Source organism: Nonomuraea sp. NPDC005692 (assembly GCF_040631115.1).
GTDB lineage: Bacteria > Actinomycetota > Actinomycetes > Streptosporangiales > Streptosporangiaceae > Nonomuraea.
On sequence record NZ_JBEXYU010000026.1, the window covers coordinates 47,729 to 64,803 of the forward strand.

Sequence of the window (17,075 nt, forward strand, 5' to 3'; positions counted from 1 at the left end):
TGATCTCCCGAGGTTCATAGTACTAGGAGCCTAGATATATGGAGCAAGGGTGATCGACTTCCATCTGGACGCCCGGTCCGGCGTCTCGCCGTACCTGCAGCTGGTCCAGCAGGTACGGCACGCGCTGCGCCTGGGCCTGCTGCGCGAGGGCGACCGGCTGCCCACGGTCAAGGAGGTCGTCGCCGCACTGGCGATCAATCCCAACACCGTGCTGAAGGCCTACCGCGAGCTGGAGCACGAGGGGCTGGCCGCGGCCCGTCCGGGGGTCGGCACGTTCGTGACCAGGACGCTGACCGACGCCTCCCTGGCCGCGCACGGGCCGCTCCGCCAGGACCTGCGCCGCTGGCTGGCCAAGGCCCGCCTGGCCGGGCTCGACGACGAGAGCATCGAGGCGCTGTTCATGAGCACCTTCCGGGCCGCGGCGCGGCGGGACACGGCATGAGCGGCGTCCTGACCGCCCAGGGGCTGGGCAGGAGGTACGGCAGGCGCTGGGCCCTGCGCGACTGCGCGCTCGACGTGCCGGCCGGTCACGTCGTCGGGCTGGTCGGCCCCAACGGGGTCGGCAAGACCACGCTGCTGAAGCTGGCCGGCGGGCAGCTCAGGCCGTCCGAGGGCAACATCGCCGTGCTCGGCGGGAACCCGCCGGACGCGCCGGGGCAGCGGGCCAGGATCGGGTTCGTCGCCCAGGACGCCCCCGTCTACGCCGGGCTGAGCGTGGCCGACCACTTACGCATGGGCGCGCGGCTCAACCCCGGCTGGGACGCCGCGCTCGCCCACGACCGCGTCCGGCGGCTCGGCCTGGACCCGCGGCACCGGGCGGGCAGGCTGTCGGGCGGCCGGCGCGCCCAGCTCGCGCTCACCATGGGCCTGGCCAAGCGGCCCGAACTGCTGCTCCTGGACGAGCCGGTCGCCGCGCTCGACCCGCTGGCCCGCCGGGAGTTCCTCCAGGGCCTGATGGAGGCCGTCGCCGAGCAGGAGCTCAGCGTGGTGCTCTCCTCCCACCTGGTCGCCGACCTCGAACGCACCTGCGACTACGTGATCGTGCTGGTCGACTCGCGGGTGCGGGTCGCCGGCGAGGTCGAGGACCTGCTGGCCACCCACCACCGGCTCACCGGGCCGCGCCGCGACCCCGCCCGGCTCCCCGCGGAGCAGCACGTGGTCTCCGCCCGCCACACCGACCGCCAGAGCACGATGATCGTCCGCACCGGCGCGCCGATCCACGACCCCGCCTGGACGGTCACCCCGCTCAGCCTGGAGGACCTGGTGCTGGCCTACATGGAACGGCCCGCCGCCGCCCGTCCGCTCGCCCTGGAGGTCCAGCGATGATCTGGCTGACCTGGCGCCAGTTCCGCGCCGCCGCCGCGATGACGGCCGGCGCGCTCGCCGTGCTCGCCGCCGTCCTGGCCGCGACCGGGCCGGGGCTGGCCCGCGCCCACTCCACCGGGCTCGCCGCCTGCGCCGCGAACGGCGACTGCGGGCGCTTCCTCGACCGGTTCTTCGACGAGCACCAGATGTCCTTCCTGGCCGTCACGCTCGTCGTGCTGCTCCTGCCGGCCCTGGTCGGGCTCTTCTGGGGGGCGCCGCTGATCACCCGCGAGCTGGAGGCCGGCACCCACCTGCTGGTGTGGAACCAGAGCATCACCCGCACCCGGTGGCTGGCCGTCAAGCTGGCGCTCACCGGCCTGGCCTCGGTGGCCGCCGCCGGGCTGTGCAGCCTCGTGGTGACCTGGTGGTCCGGCCCGCTGGACCGGTCGGCCGCGCCGGGGTTCGGGCTGATGGACCCGCTGGTGTTCGGGGCGCGCGGCGTCGTCCCGATGGGGTACGCGGCCTTCGCCTTCGTCCTGGGCGTGACCGTGGGCATGCTGGTCCGCCGTACGCTGCCGGCGATGGCCGTCACGCTGGCCGTGTTCGTCGCGCTCCAGCTCGCCGTGCCGCTGCTGGTCAGGCCGCACCTGCAGCCGCCGGTCAGCGCGTCGTACGAGCTCGGCCGCGACAACGTCGACGACTTCCTCGTACCGCGCGGCGGCGCCGGCGCGCACGTGATGCTCGCCCCGGCGGTCCCCGGCCATCCGGGGGCGTGGGTGCTGTCCGGCGAGCTCGTGGACGGCTCCGGGCGCGGGCTCGGCGACGAGGGCGACGGGACCGTCGTCCGGGTGTCCCTGACCTCGGGGCCCTGCGGGCCGTCCGCGATGCGGGAACAGGCCGAGGGCGCCATGAGGGCGTGCCTGGCCGAGGTCAACCGGCTGGGGTACCGGCAGCGGGCGGTGTACCAGCCCCTCGAGCGGTTCTGGCCGTTCCAGTGGATCGAGACCGGGCTCTACGCCCTGCTCGCCCTCGGCCTCACGGCGTTCTGTCTCGGCCGGCTCGGCAGGCGGCCGTCATGAGGGGCACGACGCCGACGGCGGTGCTCGTCCTGGTCGGGGCGACGGCCTGCGCCGCGCCCACGTGCCGCGCGGCACGCTGACCGCCCGCGCCCGGCCGGGAGCATCCGGTCAGGTGAGGCGGTCGAGCAGGTCGTCGAGCGTGTCGGCCAGGGCCTGCGAACTGGCCGGGGTGAACCAGGTGGTGCGGACGCGTTCGTTGCTGCCGTTCGGGGTCTCGTGGTCGGCCGCGAGCCGCGCCAGCGAACGGCTCTCGTCGCCCAGGGCCCGCCCGAGCCCCTGGAACAGGCCGCGGACGTAGCCCTCCGCCACCTCCGGCGGCACGCCGTGCCCGGCGGCCCACGTGCTGAGCGTGGCCAGGTAGGACAGGTGGGTGGTGAGCGTCGCGGTCAGCGCGGAGAAGACGTTGAAGGCCGCCTCGTCCTCGGCCACGAGCACGCCGCCCAGCCGTCCGAACAGGGCGTCGGTCACCGGGTGGGCGGGCCAGGTCACCGTGACCGAGTCGCGTTCGCGGACGGCGGGCAGGGGGATGGCGCGTACCAGGGTGGCGCCGGTGTCCAGGAGCTTGCGCAGCTCGTCGACGGCGACGCCGGCCATCACGTTGACCACGATCGTGTCGTCGGCCACGCGCAGCCCGGCCAGCGCGTCGTGCCGGTCCGGCGGGCGTACGGCGATGACGACCAGGTCGGCGCGGTCCACCACCTCCTGGTTGGAGGCGCACACGTGCACGTCCTCGTAGCGCTGCGACAACTCCGCCGCCGCACGCGCACCCCGCGGGGAGAGGAACACCTCGGGACGCTCGCCGGGGCCCTCGCACAGGCCCGTCACGATGGCCCGGCCGATCTCGCCCACCCCGATGACCCCGATCCGCTTCACCGTGTCTTCCTCCCGATCCGTGGTCGTACGTACTACAGCAGTCTGTACCGTCGCTTCGGTTGCTGGCGGGATTCAGCGCGGAGGCCGGCGTCCCTAGCGTTGTCCTCATGAGCGATCCGTACAGAATTGACACATATGAGCGGCCGGCGCACAGCCCGCGGACCCGGCCGGGGCGATCGGCCTCGCGTGCCCTGCTGTGGGTCCTGGCGGTGGGCGGAGCCTCGGTGAACGTGGCGGTCGGCATCGTCACGCAGGGAGATCCGAACCTCCTGGGGCTGTTGTCGGGCGTGGTGGGCGTGGCCGGCATCGCCGGCCTGCTGATCCTGCGCTTCGCCGGCGGCCGGTCGTGAGGCCCGTCATGGAGGCGGTCGTCACGCTGGAGCGGGTGAGCAAGACCTACGGGGACCTGGTCGCCCTCGACGACGTCTCGCTGGCCTTCCCGCGCGGCCGGTTCGTGGCCGTGATGGGGCCGTCGGGCTCGGGGAAGAGCACCCTCCTGCAGGCCGCCGCGGCCCTGGAGCCGCCGACCTCCGGCGCGATCACCATCTGCGGCGTCGAGGTCACCCGCATGTCGGAGACCCGGCGCACGGAGTGGCGCAGGAAGCACCTGGGCTACGTGTTCCAGTCCTACAACCTGCTGCCCACCGTGACCGTCGAGGACAACATCACCTTGCCGTTGCGGATGGCCGGGGTGCGCCCGGACCGGGCCTGGCTCGGCGAGCTGGTCGACCGGATGGGCCTGCGCGACCGCATGCGGCACCTGCCCACGGAGTTGTCGGGCGGCCAGCAGCAGCGGGCGGCGATCATCCGGGCCCTGTCCGCGCGCCCGGACGTGGTGTTCGCCGACGAGCCCACCGGGGCCCTCGACCTGCGCAGCGCCGCCCACGTGCTGGACCTGCTGCGCGAGCTGGTCGACGACCTGGGCCAGACCGTCGTCATGGTCACCCACGACCCGGCCGCCGCGGCCCGCGCGCACGACACCGTGGTCATGGCCGACGGGCGCGTCCTCGACGTCCTGCCCGCCCCGACCGCCGAGGACCTGGCCGTACGGCTGGCACGGCTGAGCGAGGAGCGGGTCGCATGATCAGGCTCGCGCTGGCGCTCGCCAAGGCGGGCGGGCTGGTCGTGGTGTTCGCGGCGGTGCTGGGCGGAATGGCGCTGGTGACCGGGACCGGCGTGCTGGTGGACTCGGCCTTCCGCGCGCAGCCGCCCCTGCGGCTGTCGGGCGCGGACGTGGTCGTCTCGGCACGGCAGACGATCCCGCTCAAGGAGGAGCCGGACATCGCGCTGCCCGAACGCGCCAGGATCCCCGGCTCGCTGGTCGCCGCGGCGTCCGGGGTGCCCGGCGTCGCGGCCGTGGCCGGTGACGTCGCCTTCCCCGCCGCCGTCGGGTCCGGGACGGCCGGGCGGACCGCCGACCCCGCCACCGCCGGGCACGGGTGGTCGTCCCTCGCGCTGAGCGGCCGGATCACCGCCGGGCGGGCGCCGCGCGCCGCCGACGAGATCGCGGTGAGCGGCGCTCGGGTCGGCGACCGGCTGCGGCTGACGGCGGCCGGCACGCCGGGCACCTACCGGGTGAGCGCCGTGGTGGACGCCCCGGGCGTGTACTTCACCGACGCCGTCGCCACCGCCCTGGCCGCCCGGACGGCGGGCCGGGCGCGGACGGTGGACCTCGTCGCGGTCCGCGCGGAGCCCGGCGTCTCCCCCGAGACGCTGGCCGCCCGGCTGAAGGACCGCCTGGGCGACGGCTACACGTACGCCACGGGCCTGGACAGGGCCGACGCGGAGTCGCCGGGCGCGGCGGCCGGTCGCGGGCTGCTGCTGGTCCTGCCCTCCTCGATCGGCGGGATCAGCCTGCTGGTGGTCGGGTTCGTGGTGGGCGGCGGCCTGGCGCTGTCGGTCAACCGGCAGCGCCGCGACCTCGCCCTGCTGCGCGCGGCCGGCGCGACCCCGCGCCAGGTGCGCAGGCTGGTGGCCGTCCAGGCCGCGGCGGCGGCGCTTCCGGCGGTGCCGTTCGGGGCCGCGCTCGGCTACTTCCTGGCCGCCCGCTTCGGCGAGCTGCTGGCCGGGATCGGGCTGGTGCGCGCGGACCAGCCGCTGGTGTACGGGCCGCTGCCGGCCGTGGCCGCGGCGCTGCTGCTGCTCGGCGTCACGCGGGTGGCCGCGTGGGCGGGGTCGTTGCGGGTCTCGCGCATGCCGGTGGTCTCCGGGCTGCCCGAGCCGCGCATGCCCTCTCCTGGGCGGACCCGGGCAGGGCTGCTGCTGATGCTCGCCGCGCTGGCGCTGTCCGTGACACCGCTGTTCATGCGGAGCGAGGCGGGCATGATCGGTCCGGGCATCGCGTCGATCGTCGCGGTGATCGGCCTGGCGCTGGCCGGTCCGCGGCTGGTGCAGGGGGTGGCCAGGGCGGTGGCCGGATCGCGGCTCATGACGCGGCTGCCCGGCCCGCTGTGGCTGGCGGTGCACAACTCCCACGGGTACGCGCTGCGGACCGCCGGAGCCGTGGCCGCCCTCGGCATGGTCGTCACGCTCGGCCTCAGCGTGGTGCTCACCCAGACCACGATGGCCAAGGCGCGCGCCGACGAGGTCGCCCTGGGCCTGCGCGGCCTCGTCACGATCACCGCTCCGGACCTCGGCGGCGTCCCGCGCGGCCTGCTGGCCGACGTGCGGTCGCGCACGAAGGCGGCGGGCATGGCGATGACGACCGTGGTGACCGAGCCGATGCTGACCGGCGACAGCCCCGGCCTGATGGCCAGGCCCGCCATGGCGCTCGGCCCGGACGCCGAGGGCCTGGTCGACCTGGACCTCGCCGACGGCAGCCTGTCCGGGCTCAAGGGCGCGGCCGTCGCCGTGGAAGAGGGACAGGGCCGGGTCGGTCAGAGCATGGGCGTGATCATGGGCGACGGCGCGCGGGTGCGGGCGCGGGTGGCCGCCACCTACCGGCGCGGCCTCGGGTTCGGCCCGATCGTGGTCTCCCGCGACCTGGCCGCCGCGCACACGACGACCGGACTGGACAGCGCGGTGCTGGCCCGTCCGGCCGACTTCGGCGACCTCGCGCGCCGCCCCGGGCTGCGCTTCGACAACCATGCCGCCGGACCGCAGGCCGCCATGGCCTCGGCCCAGACGCTGGTGAACGTGGCCGTGCTCGCCGTGCTGCTGGGCTACGTGCTGGTGGCGGTCGCCAACCGGCTGGTGGCGACGACGACCGCGCGCCGGGAGGAGTTCGCCGGGCTGCGCGCGATCGGCCTGACCCGGCGTCAGCTCAGGCGCGTGGTGCGGTGGGAGGCGCTGCTCGTGGGCGCCGGTGCGTCGGTGTCGGGGCTGGTGTTGTCGGCGGTGCCGCTGGTGCTGCTGAGCGTGGGCTTCCTGGCCCGCCCGCTGCCGGCCGGGCCGTTGTGGCTGGTGCCCGCCTCTATCCTGGCAGTGATGACGATTGTGTCCCTCGCCATGGAGCTACCCGCCCGGAAGATCATGACTTGACGTGAAAGCTCTGTGGCGGTTCGTTCGGTATCACCTGATCGTGTTCGCGTCGGCCCTGGCGGCGATGGTCTGGCTGGCGCTGCTCGTCGCGGGCGTCGTGCTCGTCCCCGTGGCCGGGGTGGGGCTCGTGCTGGTGCCGCGGATGATGGCGGTGCTCCACCGGTGGACCGAGTGGCAGCGCGTCCAGGCCGGCGCGGTGCTGGAGGTCGACGTGCCGGCGCGCCCGGCGCCGCCCGCCCGGGCCGGGGTGCGCGACCAGTGGCGGCAGCTCCTCATGGGCACGCGGGCCAGGCGTGACCTGCGCTGGACGGCGCTGCACGTCGTCGTGGGCCTGCCCGCCGCGCTGGCCGCGCTCGGGGTGGCCGGGCTGCTGGTGAACCCCGTGCTGGAGGCCCCGCTGTGGTGGCTGTTCCCGGCGGACGACCCGCTGCGGCTGCTGGTGGCCATCCCGGTCACCGGGTGGGAGCAGGCGATCGGCATGGGCGTGGCGCAGATCGTCCTGGCCGCGCCGCTGGCCTGGTGGGCGCTGCCGAGGCTGGCCCGGCTGCACGCCCGCGCCTGCCTGGCCGCGCTCGCCCCCTCGGAGGCCGACCGGCTGGCCGAGCGGGTCGGCGAGCTGACCGAGAGCAGGTCGAACGTCCTCGACGCGCACGCCGCCGAGCTGCGCCGCATCGAGCGCGACCTGCACGACGGCACCCAGGCGCGGCTGGTCGCCATCGCGATGCGGCTGGCCATGGCCCGCGAGGCGCTCGACGACGACGGCGGGCCCGTCGGCCGGCTGCTGAAGGACGCGCACGAGGGCACCGAGGAGGCGATGACCGAGTTGCGGCAGGTGATCCGGACGATGTACCCGCCCGTCCTGGCCGACCGGGGGCTGGCCGGCGCGGTGGCCGCCGTGACGGCGAAGGCCGGCCTGCCCGTCGAGACGGACGTGAGCGGCCTCGGCGCCGTGCCCGCCGCGGTCGAGACGGCGGCCTACTTCATCGTGGCCGAGGCGGTCACGAACGCCACCAAGCACAGCGGCGCCGGCCACGTCACCGTACGGCTGGCGTCCGGACGCGTGCTGCGCATCGAGGTCTGCGACGACGGCAAGGGCGGCGTGGACGAGAGCCGCGGCACCGGCGTCACCGGCATCCGCAGGAGGGCCGCCGCGCTCGACGGTACCTTGTCCATCGACAGCCCTCCCGGAGGGCCCACCCGTCTCGTCGTGGAGCTGCCGTGCGCGTCGTGATCGCCGAGGACAACGTTCTGCTGTCCACGGGGCTGGAACTGCTCCTGACCAGCAAGGACATCGAGGTGGCCGCGGTCGTGCCGGACGCCGGCGGCCTGCTGGACGCCGTCACCGAGCACCGGCCCGACCTGGTGATCGCCGACGTGCGGCTGCCGCCGTCGTTCCGCGACGAGGGCATCAGGGCCGCCGTCGCCCTCCGGCGCGCCGACCCCGCCCTGCCCATCCTGGTCCTGTCCCAGTACGTCGAGCGCATCTACGCCCGCGAGCTGCTGGCGCACGGCTCCGGCGGCGTCGGTTACCTGCTGAAGGACCGGGTCAGCCGGGTGAGCCAGTTCGTCGAGGACGTCCGCCGGGTCGCCGCGGGCGGCACGGTCATGGACCCCGAGGTCATCGCCCAGCTCATGGTCGGGCGGGGCCACGGCCTGGACAGCCTCACCGGCCGGGAGCGGGAGGTGTTGTCCTGGATGGCCCAGGGCCTGAGCAACACCGAGATCGGCGAGCGGCTGACGATCACCGACAACGCGGTGCACAAGCACATCGGCAGCATCTTCGCCAAGCTCGGCCTGGCCGTCTCGGACGGCGGCCACCGCCGGGTGATGGCCGTGCTCACCTTCCTCGACGACCAGTGACCCGCGTCCCCTACGCCGGGCCCAGGCGGGCGCGGACGGCCGCCTCCACGTCCGGCGGCAGGGGGCCCTTGCGGGCGGCGGCGACGTTGGCCCGCAGGTGCTCCGGCCGGGCCGAGCCGACGATCACCGAGTGCAGCTCCGGATGGCCCAGGATGAACCGGAGCAGCAGTTCGGTCACCGGCGCGCCGTCCGCCAGCTCCTCCAGGCGGGCGGCGGCGAGCCGGGCGTGGCGCTCGGCCAGCGGCCGGCGCACCGGCTCGGGCACGGCCTCGGGCGGCGGCGCGAGGGAGCGGGCCACCGCCCCGCGGGCGACCGTGCCCGCCCCGCTCGCCGCGGCGGCCCCGACGAGCCGTTCGTGGGAGCGGTCGAGCGCCGAGTAGGGCAGCAGGAACACGTCGAACGCGCCCGTCGCGATGTGCTCCGGCAGGTGCGGCAGCTCCCCCGACATGCCGGTGAAGCGGATCAGGCCCTCGTCCCGCAGGGCCCGCATCCCGGCGATGGTGTCCTCGGCCTCCATCACCGAGACGCTCGGGCTGAGGTGCACCATCAGGACGTCGAGATGGCCGGTGCGCATCCGGCGCAGGCTCCGCTCGACGCCCGCGCGCACGTTCGCCCTCGTGTAGTCGTGCGCGGGGTCGCCGTCGGCGAGGGGGCAGCCGCACTTGCCGGCCAGGACGAACTCGTCGCGGCGGTGTGCGATCCAGCGGCCGATGTGCTCCTCGGCGTCGCCGTAGTCGGGTGCGGTGTCGATGAGGTTCACCCCGGCGTCGAGGGCCTCGTTCAGCACGGCGCGGGCCGCGTCGTCGGACACCGGCGGGCCCCAGGCGCGCGGGCCGCGCAGCTCCATGGCTCCGTAGCCGAGGCGGCTCACGCGCAGGCCGGTGCGGCCGAGGGTGGTGGTGGGGAGGGTCATGTCAGTGCTTCGCGTAGTGGCCGGCGACGGCGGCGAAGGCGGCCTTGGGGTCCCAGGGCAGGCCGGGGTAGGCGGTGCCGGAGCGGTCCTCGTGGACCTTGACGATGCCGTAGCTGGCCAGGTCCAGGTCGTCGCGGGGGTCTCCGTCGGGGCGGTACGGGTGGTCGCGCAGCGCGAAGGTGAACACGAAGGCGCCGTCCACGCCGGCCGAGTCGAAGATCTCCAGCAGCTCGCGCACGTACGCGGCCTGGCCGTCCTCGTCGCGGACGTGCTCGCCGGTCAGCCGGACGGGCTCGCGGGTGCCCGGGGCGTACTCGACGATCTCCAGGCCGAGCGCGCCCCGGTCGCCCGCGCCGCGGTAGGTCGCCGAGCCGAACTCGGTGATCGCGACCGGCCTGCCCTCCGCGACGAGGGCGCGCACGCCCTGCTCGAACACGCCCGCGATCTCGGCCGACCGGTAGAGGTCCACGGAGACCAGGTCGAACGGCGTCCAGTCGACGCCCTCGAGCGGCACGGAGGCGTAGGTCACCCGGCCGCCGAACCGCTCGCGCACGACGGCCACCGCCCGCCCGAGGAAGTCGTTGACCCGCGCGCGGACGCCGCCGACCAGCTCGCGCACCCGTTCCGGACGGCTCAGCAGGGCGACCCGCTCGTCGATGTCGTCCCCGGGCAGGAAGCCCTTGCTCATCAGGCACAGCTCGGCGCCGGTGACGAAGACCACCTCGGCGCCGCGCCGCCTGAGCCGTTCGGCGCGCTCGGCGCAGTCGGCGAACAGCGCCAGCATCTTCTCCTCGGTGAGCTCCAGCGGATAGGGCGAGAACCAGACCTCCAGCCCGAGGTCGGCGGCGAGACCGGCGGCGACCTCCAGGCGGTCGGGGTCGCCGCCCATGACGCGGACGGCCGTGCAGTGCAGGTCGTCCCGGATGACGCGCATCTCGCGCGCCACCACGTCGGGGTCGAACCCCGGGTGGCCGATCGTCCCGTTGACGACGAAACCGGTGTCGTAGCTGATGCCCTTGGCTCGCATGGGTGTTCCCTTCATCCTTACGGTACTGCCCGTACCTTAACCTATGTGAGGTACGGTCGGTACCCTCAGACCGAGGAGGGTGGCGATGGCCGAGGCAGGCGGGCGGACACGGCGGCGCGGGGCCGCGCTGGAGGAGGCGATCCTGAGCGCGGCGGCCGACGAGCTCACCGCGTCCGGGTACGCCGGGCTGACCATGGACAAGGTCGCCGCCCGCGCCGGCACCAACAAGAACGCCATCTACCGTCGCTGGCCGGGCCGCCTGGCCCTCGGCGTCGCCGCCTACAAGCGGCTGGCCACGACGGTCTCGCCGCCCGACACCGGCGAGCTGCGCGGCGACGCCCTGGAGCTGCTGCGCCGGGCCAACCGCTACTGGAGCTCGCCGCTCGGCGCGATCCTGCGCGACCTGATGGCCGCCGCCGGCGGCGCAGCCGAGCTCATGGACCAGCTCCAGGAGCAGTCGGACGACGCGGTGGCCGCCCCCTGGCTGGCCGTGCTCGAACGGGCGGTGGCCCGCGGCGAGGCCGCCCCCGAGTCGCTGCGCCCGAGGGTCGCCACGGTGGCCATCGTGCTGCTGCGCAACGAGTTCGTGGTGCGGGGGGCGCCCAGCGCGCCGGACGACGTCCTGGTGGAGATCGTGGACGAGGTCTTCCTGCCGCTGGTCCGGCGGGGTCAGGACGCCTGAGGAGGGCTCACCAGAGCCGGTCGATCTCCCCGGGGTGGAGCTCGACGCGCGCGTGGTGGAACGACAGCCGGTGCGCCCGGCCGTGAGCCGAGGGGAAGTCGCCCATCGTGACCTTGTCGAACCCGGGCCGGTCGCTGGGGAAGGGCGCCTGCGGGGTGCCGCCGACCAGCACCGCGCCGGGGATCGCCGACCAGCCGGCGCTCTCGTAGAAGCCCTGGAGCGGCCGGTCGCAGGTGAACAGGGCGACGTCGAAGCCCGCGTCGGCGATGGCCGCGCGCGCGGCGCCCACCAGGCGGCGGCCGTGCCCCCGGCCGCGGGCCGCCTTCCTGGTCACCACGGTGCTCAGGCCCGCGGCGCGGAACCGGTGGCCGGCGTGGGTGAGGGTCTTGGACAGGACGTCCAGGGCGGCCACGACCGTGCCCTCGTCGAGGAGGAGCATGGAGCGGGGGGCGAGGGCGGGGTCGTGCGCGGGGCCGCCGCCGTCGGGCGCGGGGAAGTCGTGGCCGGGCCAGGCTTCGCGTTGCAGGTCGCGCACCTGGGCCAGCAGGTCCGTGGGCACGTCCGGCTCGGGGAACGACCTGATGAGCATGGCTCCCGAGTGTGCCGCGCGCCGGCTCCTCAGGCAAACAGAAGAGCCGGCCGGACGGGTCAGGGCCGGGTGGCCGGCGAGGAGGGGCGGTTGTCGTCGTCCTGGCCGCCGGGCGTGGCCGCCAGGATGTCCGTCAGGACCGTCAGGATGCGTTCGGCGTCGGTGAGCAGGCTGCCGCTCAGGGCCCAGCCGGCCGGGTGGGCGACCTCGCCCTTCTGGATCTCCGTCGTCATCTGGTCGTGGATGCGGCTCGCCTGCGCCTCCGCCCGGCCGAGCAGGGTGCGGGCCCTTCCGTGGTCCGGGTCGCGCCGTACGGTGGCGGTCAGGGCGTCGCCCAGCAGGTCCAGGAGGTCGGCGTAGTCGCGGGCGTAGTCGGGGCTGACGTCGGTCGAGGGCCCGTCGTGGTGTTCCAGGTGGGCCAGGGCGTGCACGATGGTGTGCACGTGCGCGGCCAGCGTGGTCAGCCGGCGCAGGACCTGCTCGTGGTCCTGCGCGGCCGTGACCGGGTGGAGGCTCTGCCGCAGGTTATAGCGGCGGCTCTCGGCGCCGTCGGCCACGGCGGCGGCCGCGTCGGCCAGGTGCTCGTCCAGCCGGACGGCCTGGCGTTCCCAGTCGGGCAGCGCCGAGAGGTTCCACTCGTCCCGTAAGCCCTCGGCGACGGAGGTCAGCAGCGCGGCCGTCTCGCGGGCCAGGCGGCGGACGGCCGCGTCGGGCCGGTCGCGGTACAGCGGCGGCCACAGCACGCTGTTGACCACCGCCCCGCTCAGCGCGCCGATGGCCGTGGCCAGCACGTAAGCCAGCAGGTAACGCTCCTGGGAGCCGGCGGCGAAGGAGAGCAGCAGCACGGCGGTGGTGGCGACGTCGGAGCCGTGGTTGCCCATGCGGTGCCAGCGGGCGGCGACCAGCGCGGGCGGCACGACCAGCACCAGGCTGAGCACGCCCAGGCCGAGCAGGTGCCCGATGCTGCCGGCCAGGATGACCCCGGCGCCGACCGCGGCGACCCGGCGCAGGCCGTTGGTGAGCGTGCGGTACACGGTGGCGTGGACCATGATCACCGCGGTGGCGGGGGCGATCCAGGTGGCGCCGAGCGCCAGCAGCCGGCTGGCCGTCAGCCAGGCCAGCACCGCCGCCAGCGTCGCCTTGGCGATCTGCAGCGCCTGCAGCCGCTGGTACGACCCCGGCTTGGCCAGCCCGGCGGCCTGCCCGCGCACGTACGACAGCTCACGCTTGACGGCCGCGGTCAACCGGCCACTCCAGCCACGCCACATGACGTGACATTTACTCACATTTAGGGCAAGCCGCAAGCATCTCCCCGCCGAAGGCCCGGCCCGTGGCGGCGTGAGAGGATCACGGGCCATGGAGATCATCGACAGCGGCCGGTTCGAGCCCGCCCCGGACGGTTCCGCCAACTTCGCCGAGCACCTGAGCGTGCCCGCGCTCAGCTTCGGCACGTACTCCATCCCGGCCGGCGCCGTCGACGGCCAGTCGCCGCACGCCGAGGACGAGATCTACGTCGTGACCAGCGGGCGCGCCTCCTTCACCTCGGGCGGCGTCACCATCGAGGTCGGCCCCGGCACCACCCTGTTCGTCCCGGCCCGCGAGGAGCACCGCTTCCACGACGTCACCGAGGACCTGGTGACGCTGGTGTTCTTCGGGCCCGCCTACAGCGGCGTCCCCACGTCCTGACGCACCGCGGCCGACCTGCGCCAGGAGCGGGGGCGCGAACTCGTGGGCCGCGACCGCGCCACGAGCGCGCCGGGCTGACGAGACTGGAGGGCGGGAGCGGCCGGCCGGCCGTTCCCGCCGCGTGACCGTCGCACACCGTTGCCGCCCGGCCCTGACGAGATGAGAGCCCTCATGACTGTCACCCCCGCCCAGCTGCGCGACCTCGCGCGCCGTGCCCAGGACCTCGCCGCCGAGGTCCGCTCGCTGTGCGACACCGAGCCCGCCGGATCCCCCGAGGGCGACCAGCTCCGCGCCGCGCGGCACGCCGCCGACTGGCTGGACCGGGGCGGCGAGGACCTGCAACGGGCGGCCGGCGACCTGGCCAGGCTGCGGGCGCAGCGCGAGCAGGTCTGCGGCATGCCGTGGGGCGTCTGCCCCGAGCACGGCAACACCCTGTCCTACCGGGCGAACATCACCGAGTGCCGGGTCTGCCACCGCACCTGGCCGCAGGACCGGGCCGGCCGGCCCTGCGCGGAGCTGGTCCGGTGGAAGGTGACCGACCAGGCCGGGACGGTGACCAGGATGTGCGACGGGCACGTGCTCGGCGCCCGCGCCGTGCTGCGCGGAGCCACCTTCACCCGTCTTGATGCCGAGGGCGCCCAGGCCTGAACCTGCCCGACAGGACGGTCGCGCTGTTGATCACCGAGACGTGGCTGTAGGCCTGCGGGAAGTTGCCGACCTGCCGGTGGTGCACGGTGTCGTACTCCTCCGACAGCAGGCCGACGTCGTTGCGCAGGCCGAGCAGCCGTTCGAACAGCTCGGTGGCCCGGCGCCGGCGGCCGGTCGCGGCCAGGGCGTCGGCCAGCCAGAAGGAGCAGGCCAGGAAGGTGCCCTCGCCGCCGGGCAGGCCGTCGATGTTCTCGGCCTCGGACCGGTAGCGCAGGACCAGACCGTCGTGGACGAGGTCGCGGGCGACCGCGTCCACGGTGCCGACGACGCGCGGGTCGCCGGGCGGCAGGAAGCCGAGGCGCGGGATGAGCAGCAGGGCCGCGTCCAGGCCGGTCGAGCCGTAGTACTGGGTGAAGGTGTTGCGTTCGGCGTCGTAGCCGTGGGCGCAGACGTCCTGGTGGACGCGTTCGCGCAGGGCGCGCCAGCGGTCGACGGGGCCGTCGCGGCCGAACGCCTCGACGGCCTGGATCATGCGGTCGGCCGCGACCCAGGCCAGCACCTTGGAGTGCACGAACTGGCGGCGCGGCCCCCTGGTCTCCCACAGCCCGTTGTCGGGCTGGTCCCAGATGCCTTCGAGGTAGTTCATCAGGGCGTTCTGGAGGTCCCAGGCCTCGTCGTCGATGGCCAGGCCGGACCGGCGGGCCAGGTGCAGGCAGTCGAGGGTCTCGCCGTAGACGTCGAGCTGGAGCTGGCCGGAGGCGGCGTTGCCGACGCGCACCGGCTCGGACGCCTCGTAGCCCGACAACCAGTCGGCGGTCCACTCGGGGATGCGCCGGCTCCCCTCGACGGTGTACATGATCTGCAGGTCGGCGGGGTGCCCGGCGACGGCCCGCAGCAGCCATTCGCGCCAGGCGCGCGCCTCGGCCTCGTAGCCCGCGGTCATCATGGCCTGGAGGGTGAAGCTGGCGTCGCGCAGCCAGCAGTAGCGGTAGTCCCAGTTGCGCGCGCCGCCCAGCCGCTCGGGCAGCGAGGTGGTGGCGGCGGCGACGAGCCCGCCGGTGGGGGCGTAGGTGAGGGCCTTGAGGGTGAGCAGGCTCGTGCGGACGGCTTCGTCGTAGTCCCCCTGGTAGCCGCACCGGCGGGCCCACTCGCGCCACAGCCGTTCCGTGTCGGCCAGGGCCTCGGGCGGGTCGACCGGTTCTGGGCGCGGCAGCCACGACTGCTGCCAGGTCAGCGCGAACGGCACCCGCTGCCCCTCCCCCACCGTGAACGAGGCGGTGGTGCGGTGCCGGTCGGCGTCCGGGCACAGCTCGACGGGGGTGCGCAGCCAGGTGGCGTCGCCGCCGGCGACCGCGGCCAGCACGCCGGGCTCGTAGCGCAGCCAGGGGACGTCGCGGCCGTAGTCGAAGCGCAGCACCAGTTCCATGGTCATCTCGACCCGGCCGCGCACCCCTTCGACGATCCGCACGACGTCGGGGGCCTCGCCCCGGGGCGGCATGAAGTCCACCACCCGGACGCTGCCGCCGGGGCCGTCCCAGGTGGTCTCCAGGATGAGGGTGCCCTGGCGGTAGCCGCGGGAGGTGGCCCGGCCGCCGCCGGCGGGGGCCAGCAGCCAGCGTCCGGCGGACGGGCCGTCGAGCAGCGCGGCGAAGCAGGCGGGCGAGTCGAAGCGGGGCAGGCACAGCCAGTCGATCGAGCCGTCGCGGCCGACGAGCGCGGCGGTGTGCATGTCGCCGATCAGGGCGTAGTCCTCGATCCGCATCGGCGCCCGCTCCTTCCGTCAGGACACGCGGTGGGGTTCGGCGGCGGCGGCGCGCAGCTCCAGCCCGTGGCCGGGGGCGTCGGGGCGGGGGCGGGCCAGGCCGCCGGAGGGGTCGGCGGCGCCGTCGAACAGCTCGGCCTCGATGCGCTGGTGGTCGTGGAACCATTCGACGTGGCGCAGGTTGGCGGTGCTCGCGGCGGCCGGGAGGTGCAGGTTGGGCGCGCAGTGGGCGGACACCTGGAGGTTGTGGCCCGCGGCGATCGTGGCGGCGGCGAACCAGCCGGTGTAGCCGCCGCAGCGGGTGGCGTCGACCTGGAGGCAGTCGACGGCCTGGGCCTGGCACATGCGGGTGAAGTAGGCGGGGTCGCAGCCGTACTCGCCGGCGGTGACGTCGGGGGCGGCCCGCTCGCGTACGAGTCGCAGGCCCGGCAGATCGTCGGAGGAGACGGGCTCCTCGAACCAGGTCACGTCGTGCTCGCGCAGGCGTGCGGCCAGGCGGACGGCCTGTTTGGCGGTGTAGCCGCCGTTGGCGTCGACGTACAGCTCGGCCCGGTCGCCGATGACGCGGCGGGCCAGGGCCACGCGGTGCAGGTCGCGGTCGGGGCGGGTGCCGAACGACTCGCCGATCTTGATCTTGACGCGGCCGATGCCCTGCTCGTGGACCCAGCGGGCGAGCTGGGCCGTGGTGGCCTCGTCGTCGTAGGTGGTGAAGCCGCCCGAGCCGTACAGGGGGACCTCGGGCCGGGCGGCGCCGAACAGGCGGGTCAGCGGCAGGCCGAGCAGGCGCGCCTTGAGGTCCCACAGCGCCACGTCGGCGGCCGAGACGGCGTAGCCGGCGACGCCGGGACGGCCCGCGTTGCGCACCTGCCGGACCATCGCGGCGTGCGCGGCGGGGATGTCGGCGGCGTCCGCGCCGGTCAGGACGCCGGCCAGCAGCTCGGTGACGACCGAGGCGGCGGCGGCCGGGGCGTAGGTCCAGCCGGTGCCGGTGACGCCCGCGGCGGTCAGGGTGACCACGACCATGGTGGTGGACCGCCAGGCCAGCGTGCCGTCGCCTTCCGGCTGGTCGGTGGGAATGCGGTAGGCGGCGGCCCCGGCGTTCTCGATCGTGCTCATGACATCCCTGGCCCTACCCGGTGGCTCCCGGTATGACGCATCGGCCCCCGTTTAA

General features: G+C 74.9%; 18 protein-coding genes. 11 read left to right on the top strand and 7 right to left on the bottom strand.

What is annotated here, in order from left to right; all coding sequences use genetic code 11:
- Positions 1 to 49: 49 nt before the first annotated feature.
- The 3 genes from ABZ459_RS37805 to ABZ459_RS37815 are packed head-to-tail and all read left to right on the top strand — an operon-like array spanning position 50 to position 2,384.
- Positions 50 to 442, top strand: a complete 393-nt coding sequence (locus ABZ459_RS37805; protein WP_357981001.1) for a GntR family transcriptional regulator — start codon at positions 50 to 52, stop codon at positions 440 to 442.
- Positions 439 to 1,326, top strand: a complete 888-nt coding sequence (locus ABZ459_RS37810; RefSeq protein WP_357981004.1) for an ABC transporter ATP-binding protein — start codon at positions 439 to 441, stop codon at positions 1,324 to 1,326. The genes ABZ459_RS37805 and ABZ459_RS37810 overlap by 4 nt, the downstream gene beginning before the upstream one ends.
- Positions 1,323 to 2,384 (top strand): ABC transporter permease, encoded by a 1,062-nt coding sequence (locus tag ABZ459_RS37815; protein ID WP_357981007.1) that lies wholly within the window; start codon positions 1,323 to 1,325, stop codon positions 2,382 to 2,384. The genes ABZ459_RS37810 and ABZ459_RS37815 overlap by 4 nt, the downstream gene beginning before the upstream one ends.
- Positions 2,385 to 2,492: 108 nt before the next feature.
- On the opposite strand, the gene ABZ459_RS37820 is transcribed toward ABZ459_RS37815, so the two are convergent.
- Entirely contained in the window at positions 2,493 to 3,257 is a 765-nt protein-coding gene (locus ABZ459_RS37820) for an NAD(P)-binding domain-containing protein (protein ID WP_357981010.1), read from the bottom strand.
- Positions 3,258 to 3,364: 107 nt separating this feature from the next.
- On the opposite strand from ABZ459_RS37820, the gene ABZ459_RS37825 reads away from it, so the two are divergent.
- The 5 genes from ABZ459_RS37825 to ABZ459_RS37845 are packed head-to-tail and all read left to right on the top strand — an operon-like array spanning position 3,365 to position 8,597.
- Entirely contained in the window at positions 3,365 to 3,607 is a 243-nt protein-coding gene (locus ABZ459_RS37825) for a hypothetical protein (protein ID WP_357981013.1), read from the top strand.
- A gap of 8 nt (positions 3,608 to 3,615) precedes the next feature.
- Positions 3,616 to 4,341, top strand: coding sequence for an ABC transporter ATP-binding protein (locus tag ABZ459_RS37830; RefSeq protein WP_357981016.1), 726 nt, complete (start codon positions 3,616 to 3,618; stop codon positions 4,339 to 4,341).
- Positions 4,338 to 6,737, top strand: coding sequence for an ABC transporter permease (locus ABZ459_RS37835; RefSeq protein ID WP_357981019.1), 2,400 nt, complete (start codon positions 4,338 to 4,340; stop codon positions 6,735 to 6,737). Before ABZ459_RS37830 ends, ABZ459_RS37835 begins: the two co-directional genes overlap by 4 nt.
- Before the next feature lie 40 nt (positions 6,738 to 6,777).
- Complete coding sequence (locus ABZ459_RS37840) at positions 6,778 to 7,968, top strand: histidine kinase (RefSeq protein ID WP_357981022.1); 1,191 nt, start codon at positions 6,778 to 6,780, stop codon at positions 7,966 to 7,968.
- Entirely contained in the window at positions 7,956 to 8,597 is a 642-nt protein-coding gene (locus tag ABZ459_RS37845) for a response regulator transcription factor (RefSeq protein WP_357981025.1), read from the top strand. Before ABZ459_RS37840 ends, ABZ459_RS37845 begins: the two co-directional genes overlap by 13 nt.
- A gap of 10 nt (positions 8,598 to 8,607) precedes the next feature.
- On the opposite strand, the gene ABZ459_RS37850 is transcribed toward ABZ459_RS37845, so the two are convergent.
- On the bottom strand, positions 8,608 to 9,510 hold the full coding sequence (locus ABZ459_RS37850; RefSeq protein WP_357981028.1) for an aldo/keto reductase: 903 nt from the start codon (positions 9,508 to 9,510) through the stop codon (positions 8,608 to 8,610).
- Position 9,511: 1 nt separating this feature from the next.
- The gene (locus ABZ459_RS37855) at positions 9,512 to 10,537 is read right to left on the bottom strand and encodes a hypothetical protein (RefSeq protein WP_357981031.1); all 1,026 of its coding nucleotides are present in this window, start codon (positions 10,535 to 10,537) and stop codon (positions 9,512 to 9,514) included.
- Between the two features lie 85 nt (positions 10,538 to 10,622).
- Between ABZ459_RS37855 and ABZ459_RS37860 the strand changes: the two genes are divergently transcribed.
- Positions 10,623 to 11,219, top strand: a complete 597-nt coding sequence (locus ABZ459_RS37860) for a TetR/AcrR family transcriptional regulator (protein WP_357981034.1) — start codon at positions 10,623 to 10,625, stop codon at positions 11,217 to 11,219.
- Between the two features lie 7 nt (positions 11,220 to 11,226).
- Here the strand turns inward: ABZ459_RS37860 and ABZ459_RS37865 are convergent, their stop codons facing one another.
- Together ABZ459_RS37865 and ABZ459_RS37870 are read right to left on the bottom strand one after the other, a co-directional pair.
- Positions 11,227 to 11,808 carry a GNAT family N-acetyltransferase gene (locus ABZ459_RS37865; RefSeq protein WP_357981036.1) on the bottom strand — a complete coding sequence of 194 codons (582 nt, stop codon included), beginning with the start codon at positions 11,806 to 11,808 and terminating at the stop codon, positions 11,227 to 11,229.
- A gap of 59 nt (positions 11,809 to 11,867) precedes the next feature.
- The gene (locus ABZ459_RS37870) at positions 11,868 to 13,052 is read right to left on the bottom strand and encodes an aromatic acid exporter family protein (RefSeq protein WP_357981038.1); all 1,185 of its coding nucleotides are present in this window, start codon (positions 13,050 to 13,052) and stop codon (positions 11,868 to 11,870) included.
- 112 nt (positions 13,053 to 13,164) lie between these two features.
- Here ABZ459_RS37870 and ABZ459_RS37875 point away from each other — a divergent pair, with 112 nt between their 5' ends.
- Positions 13,165 to 13,494, top strand: a complete 330-nt coding sequence (locus ABZ459_RS37875; protein WP_357981041.1) for a cupin domain-containing protein — start codon at positions 13,165 to 13,167, stop codon at positions 13,492 to 13,494.
- Positions 13,495 to 13,665: 171 nt separating this feature from the next.
- Positions 13,666 to 14,142, top strand: a complete 477-nt coding sequence (locus ABZ459_RS37880; RefSeq protein WP_357981043.1) for a hypothetical protein — start codon at positions 13,666 to 13,668, stop codon at positions 14,140 to 14,142.
- Here ABZ459_RS37880 and ABZ459_RS37885 read toward each other — a convergent pair.
- Both ABZ459_RS37885 and ABZ459_RS37890 read right to left on the bottom strand, forming a co-directional pair.
- Entirely contained in the window at positions 14,108 to 15,904 is a 1,797-nt protein-coding gene (locus ABZ459_RS37885; RefSeq protein ID WP_357981046.1) for a glycoside hydrolase family 15 protein, read from the bottom strand. The two genes, ABZ459_RS37880 and ABZ459_RS37885, sit on opposite strands and share 35 nt — an antisense overlap.
- An 18-nt stretch (positions 15,905 to 15,922) precedes the next feature.
- Complete coding sequence (locus ABZ459_RS37890; protein WP_357981049.1) at positions 15,923 to 17,020, bottom strand: enolase C-terminal domain-like protein; 1,098 nt, start codon at positions 17,018 to 17,020, stop codon at positions 15,923 to 15,925.
- Between the last annotated feature and the right edge of the window lie 55 nt (positions 17,021 to 17,075).

What these genes read in the sequence shown, in the direction of transcription:
- ABZ459_RS37810 (WP_357981004.1), top strand. Translation starts at nt 439, where the DNA reads ATGAGCGGCGTCCTGACCGCCCAGGGGCTGGGCAGGAGGTACGGCAGG.
- ABZ459_RS37815 (WP_357981007.1), top strand. Translation starts at nt 1,323, where the DNA reads ATGATCTGGCTGACCTGGCGCCAGTTCCGCGCCGCCGCCGCGATGACG.
- ABZ459_RS37825 (WP_357981013.1), top strand. Translation starts at nt 3,365, where the DNA reads ATGAGCGATCCGTACAGAATTGACACATATGAGCGGCCGGCGCACAGC.
- ABZ459_RS37830 (WP_357981016.1), top strand. Translation starts at nt 3,616, where the DNA reads ATGGAGGCGGTCGTCACGCTGGAGCGGGTGAGCAAGACCTACGGGGAC.
- ABZ459_RS37835 (WP_357981019.1), top strand. Translation starts at nt 4,338, where the DNA reads ATGATCAGGCTCGCGCTGGCGCTCGCCAAGGCGGGCGGGCTGGTCGTG.
- ABZ459_RS37850 (WP_357981028.1), bottom strand. Translation starts at nt 9,510, where the DNA reads ATGACCCTCCCCACCACCACCCTCGGCCGCACCGGCCTGCGCGTGAGC.
- ABZ459_RS37855 (WP_357981031.1), bottom strand. Translation starts at nt 10,537, where the DNA reads ATGCGAGCCAAGGGCATCAGCTACGACACCGGTTTCGTCGTCAACGGG.
- ABZ459_RS37860 (WP_357981034.1), top strand. Translation starts at nt 10,623, where the DNA reads ATGGCCGAGGCAGGCGGGCGGACACGGCGGCGCGGGGCCGCGCTGGAG.
- ABZ459_RS37865 (WP_357981036.1), bottom strand. Translation starts at nt 11,808, where the DNA reads ATGCTCATCAGGTCGTTCCCCGAGCCGGACGTGCCCACGGACCTGCTG.
- ABZ459_RS37875 (WP_357981041.1), top strand. Translation starts at nt 13,165, where the DNA reads ATGGAGATCATCGACAGCGGCCGGTTCGAGCCCGCCCCGGACGGTTCC.
- ABZ459_RS37880 (WP_357981043.1), top strand. Translation starts at nt 13,666, where the DNA reads ATGACTGTCACCCCCGCCCAGCTGCGCGACCTCGCGCGCCGTGCCCAG.
- ABZ459_RS37885 (WP_357981046.1), bottom strand. Translation starts at nt 15,904, where the DNA reads ATGCGGATCGAGGACTACGCCCTGATCGGCGACATGCACACCGCCGCG.
- ABZ459_RS37890 (WP_357981049.1), bottom strand. Translation starts at nt 17,020, where the DNA reads ATGAGCACGATCGAGAACGCCGGGGCCGCCGCCTACCGCATTCCCACC.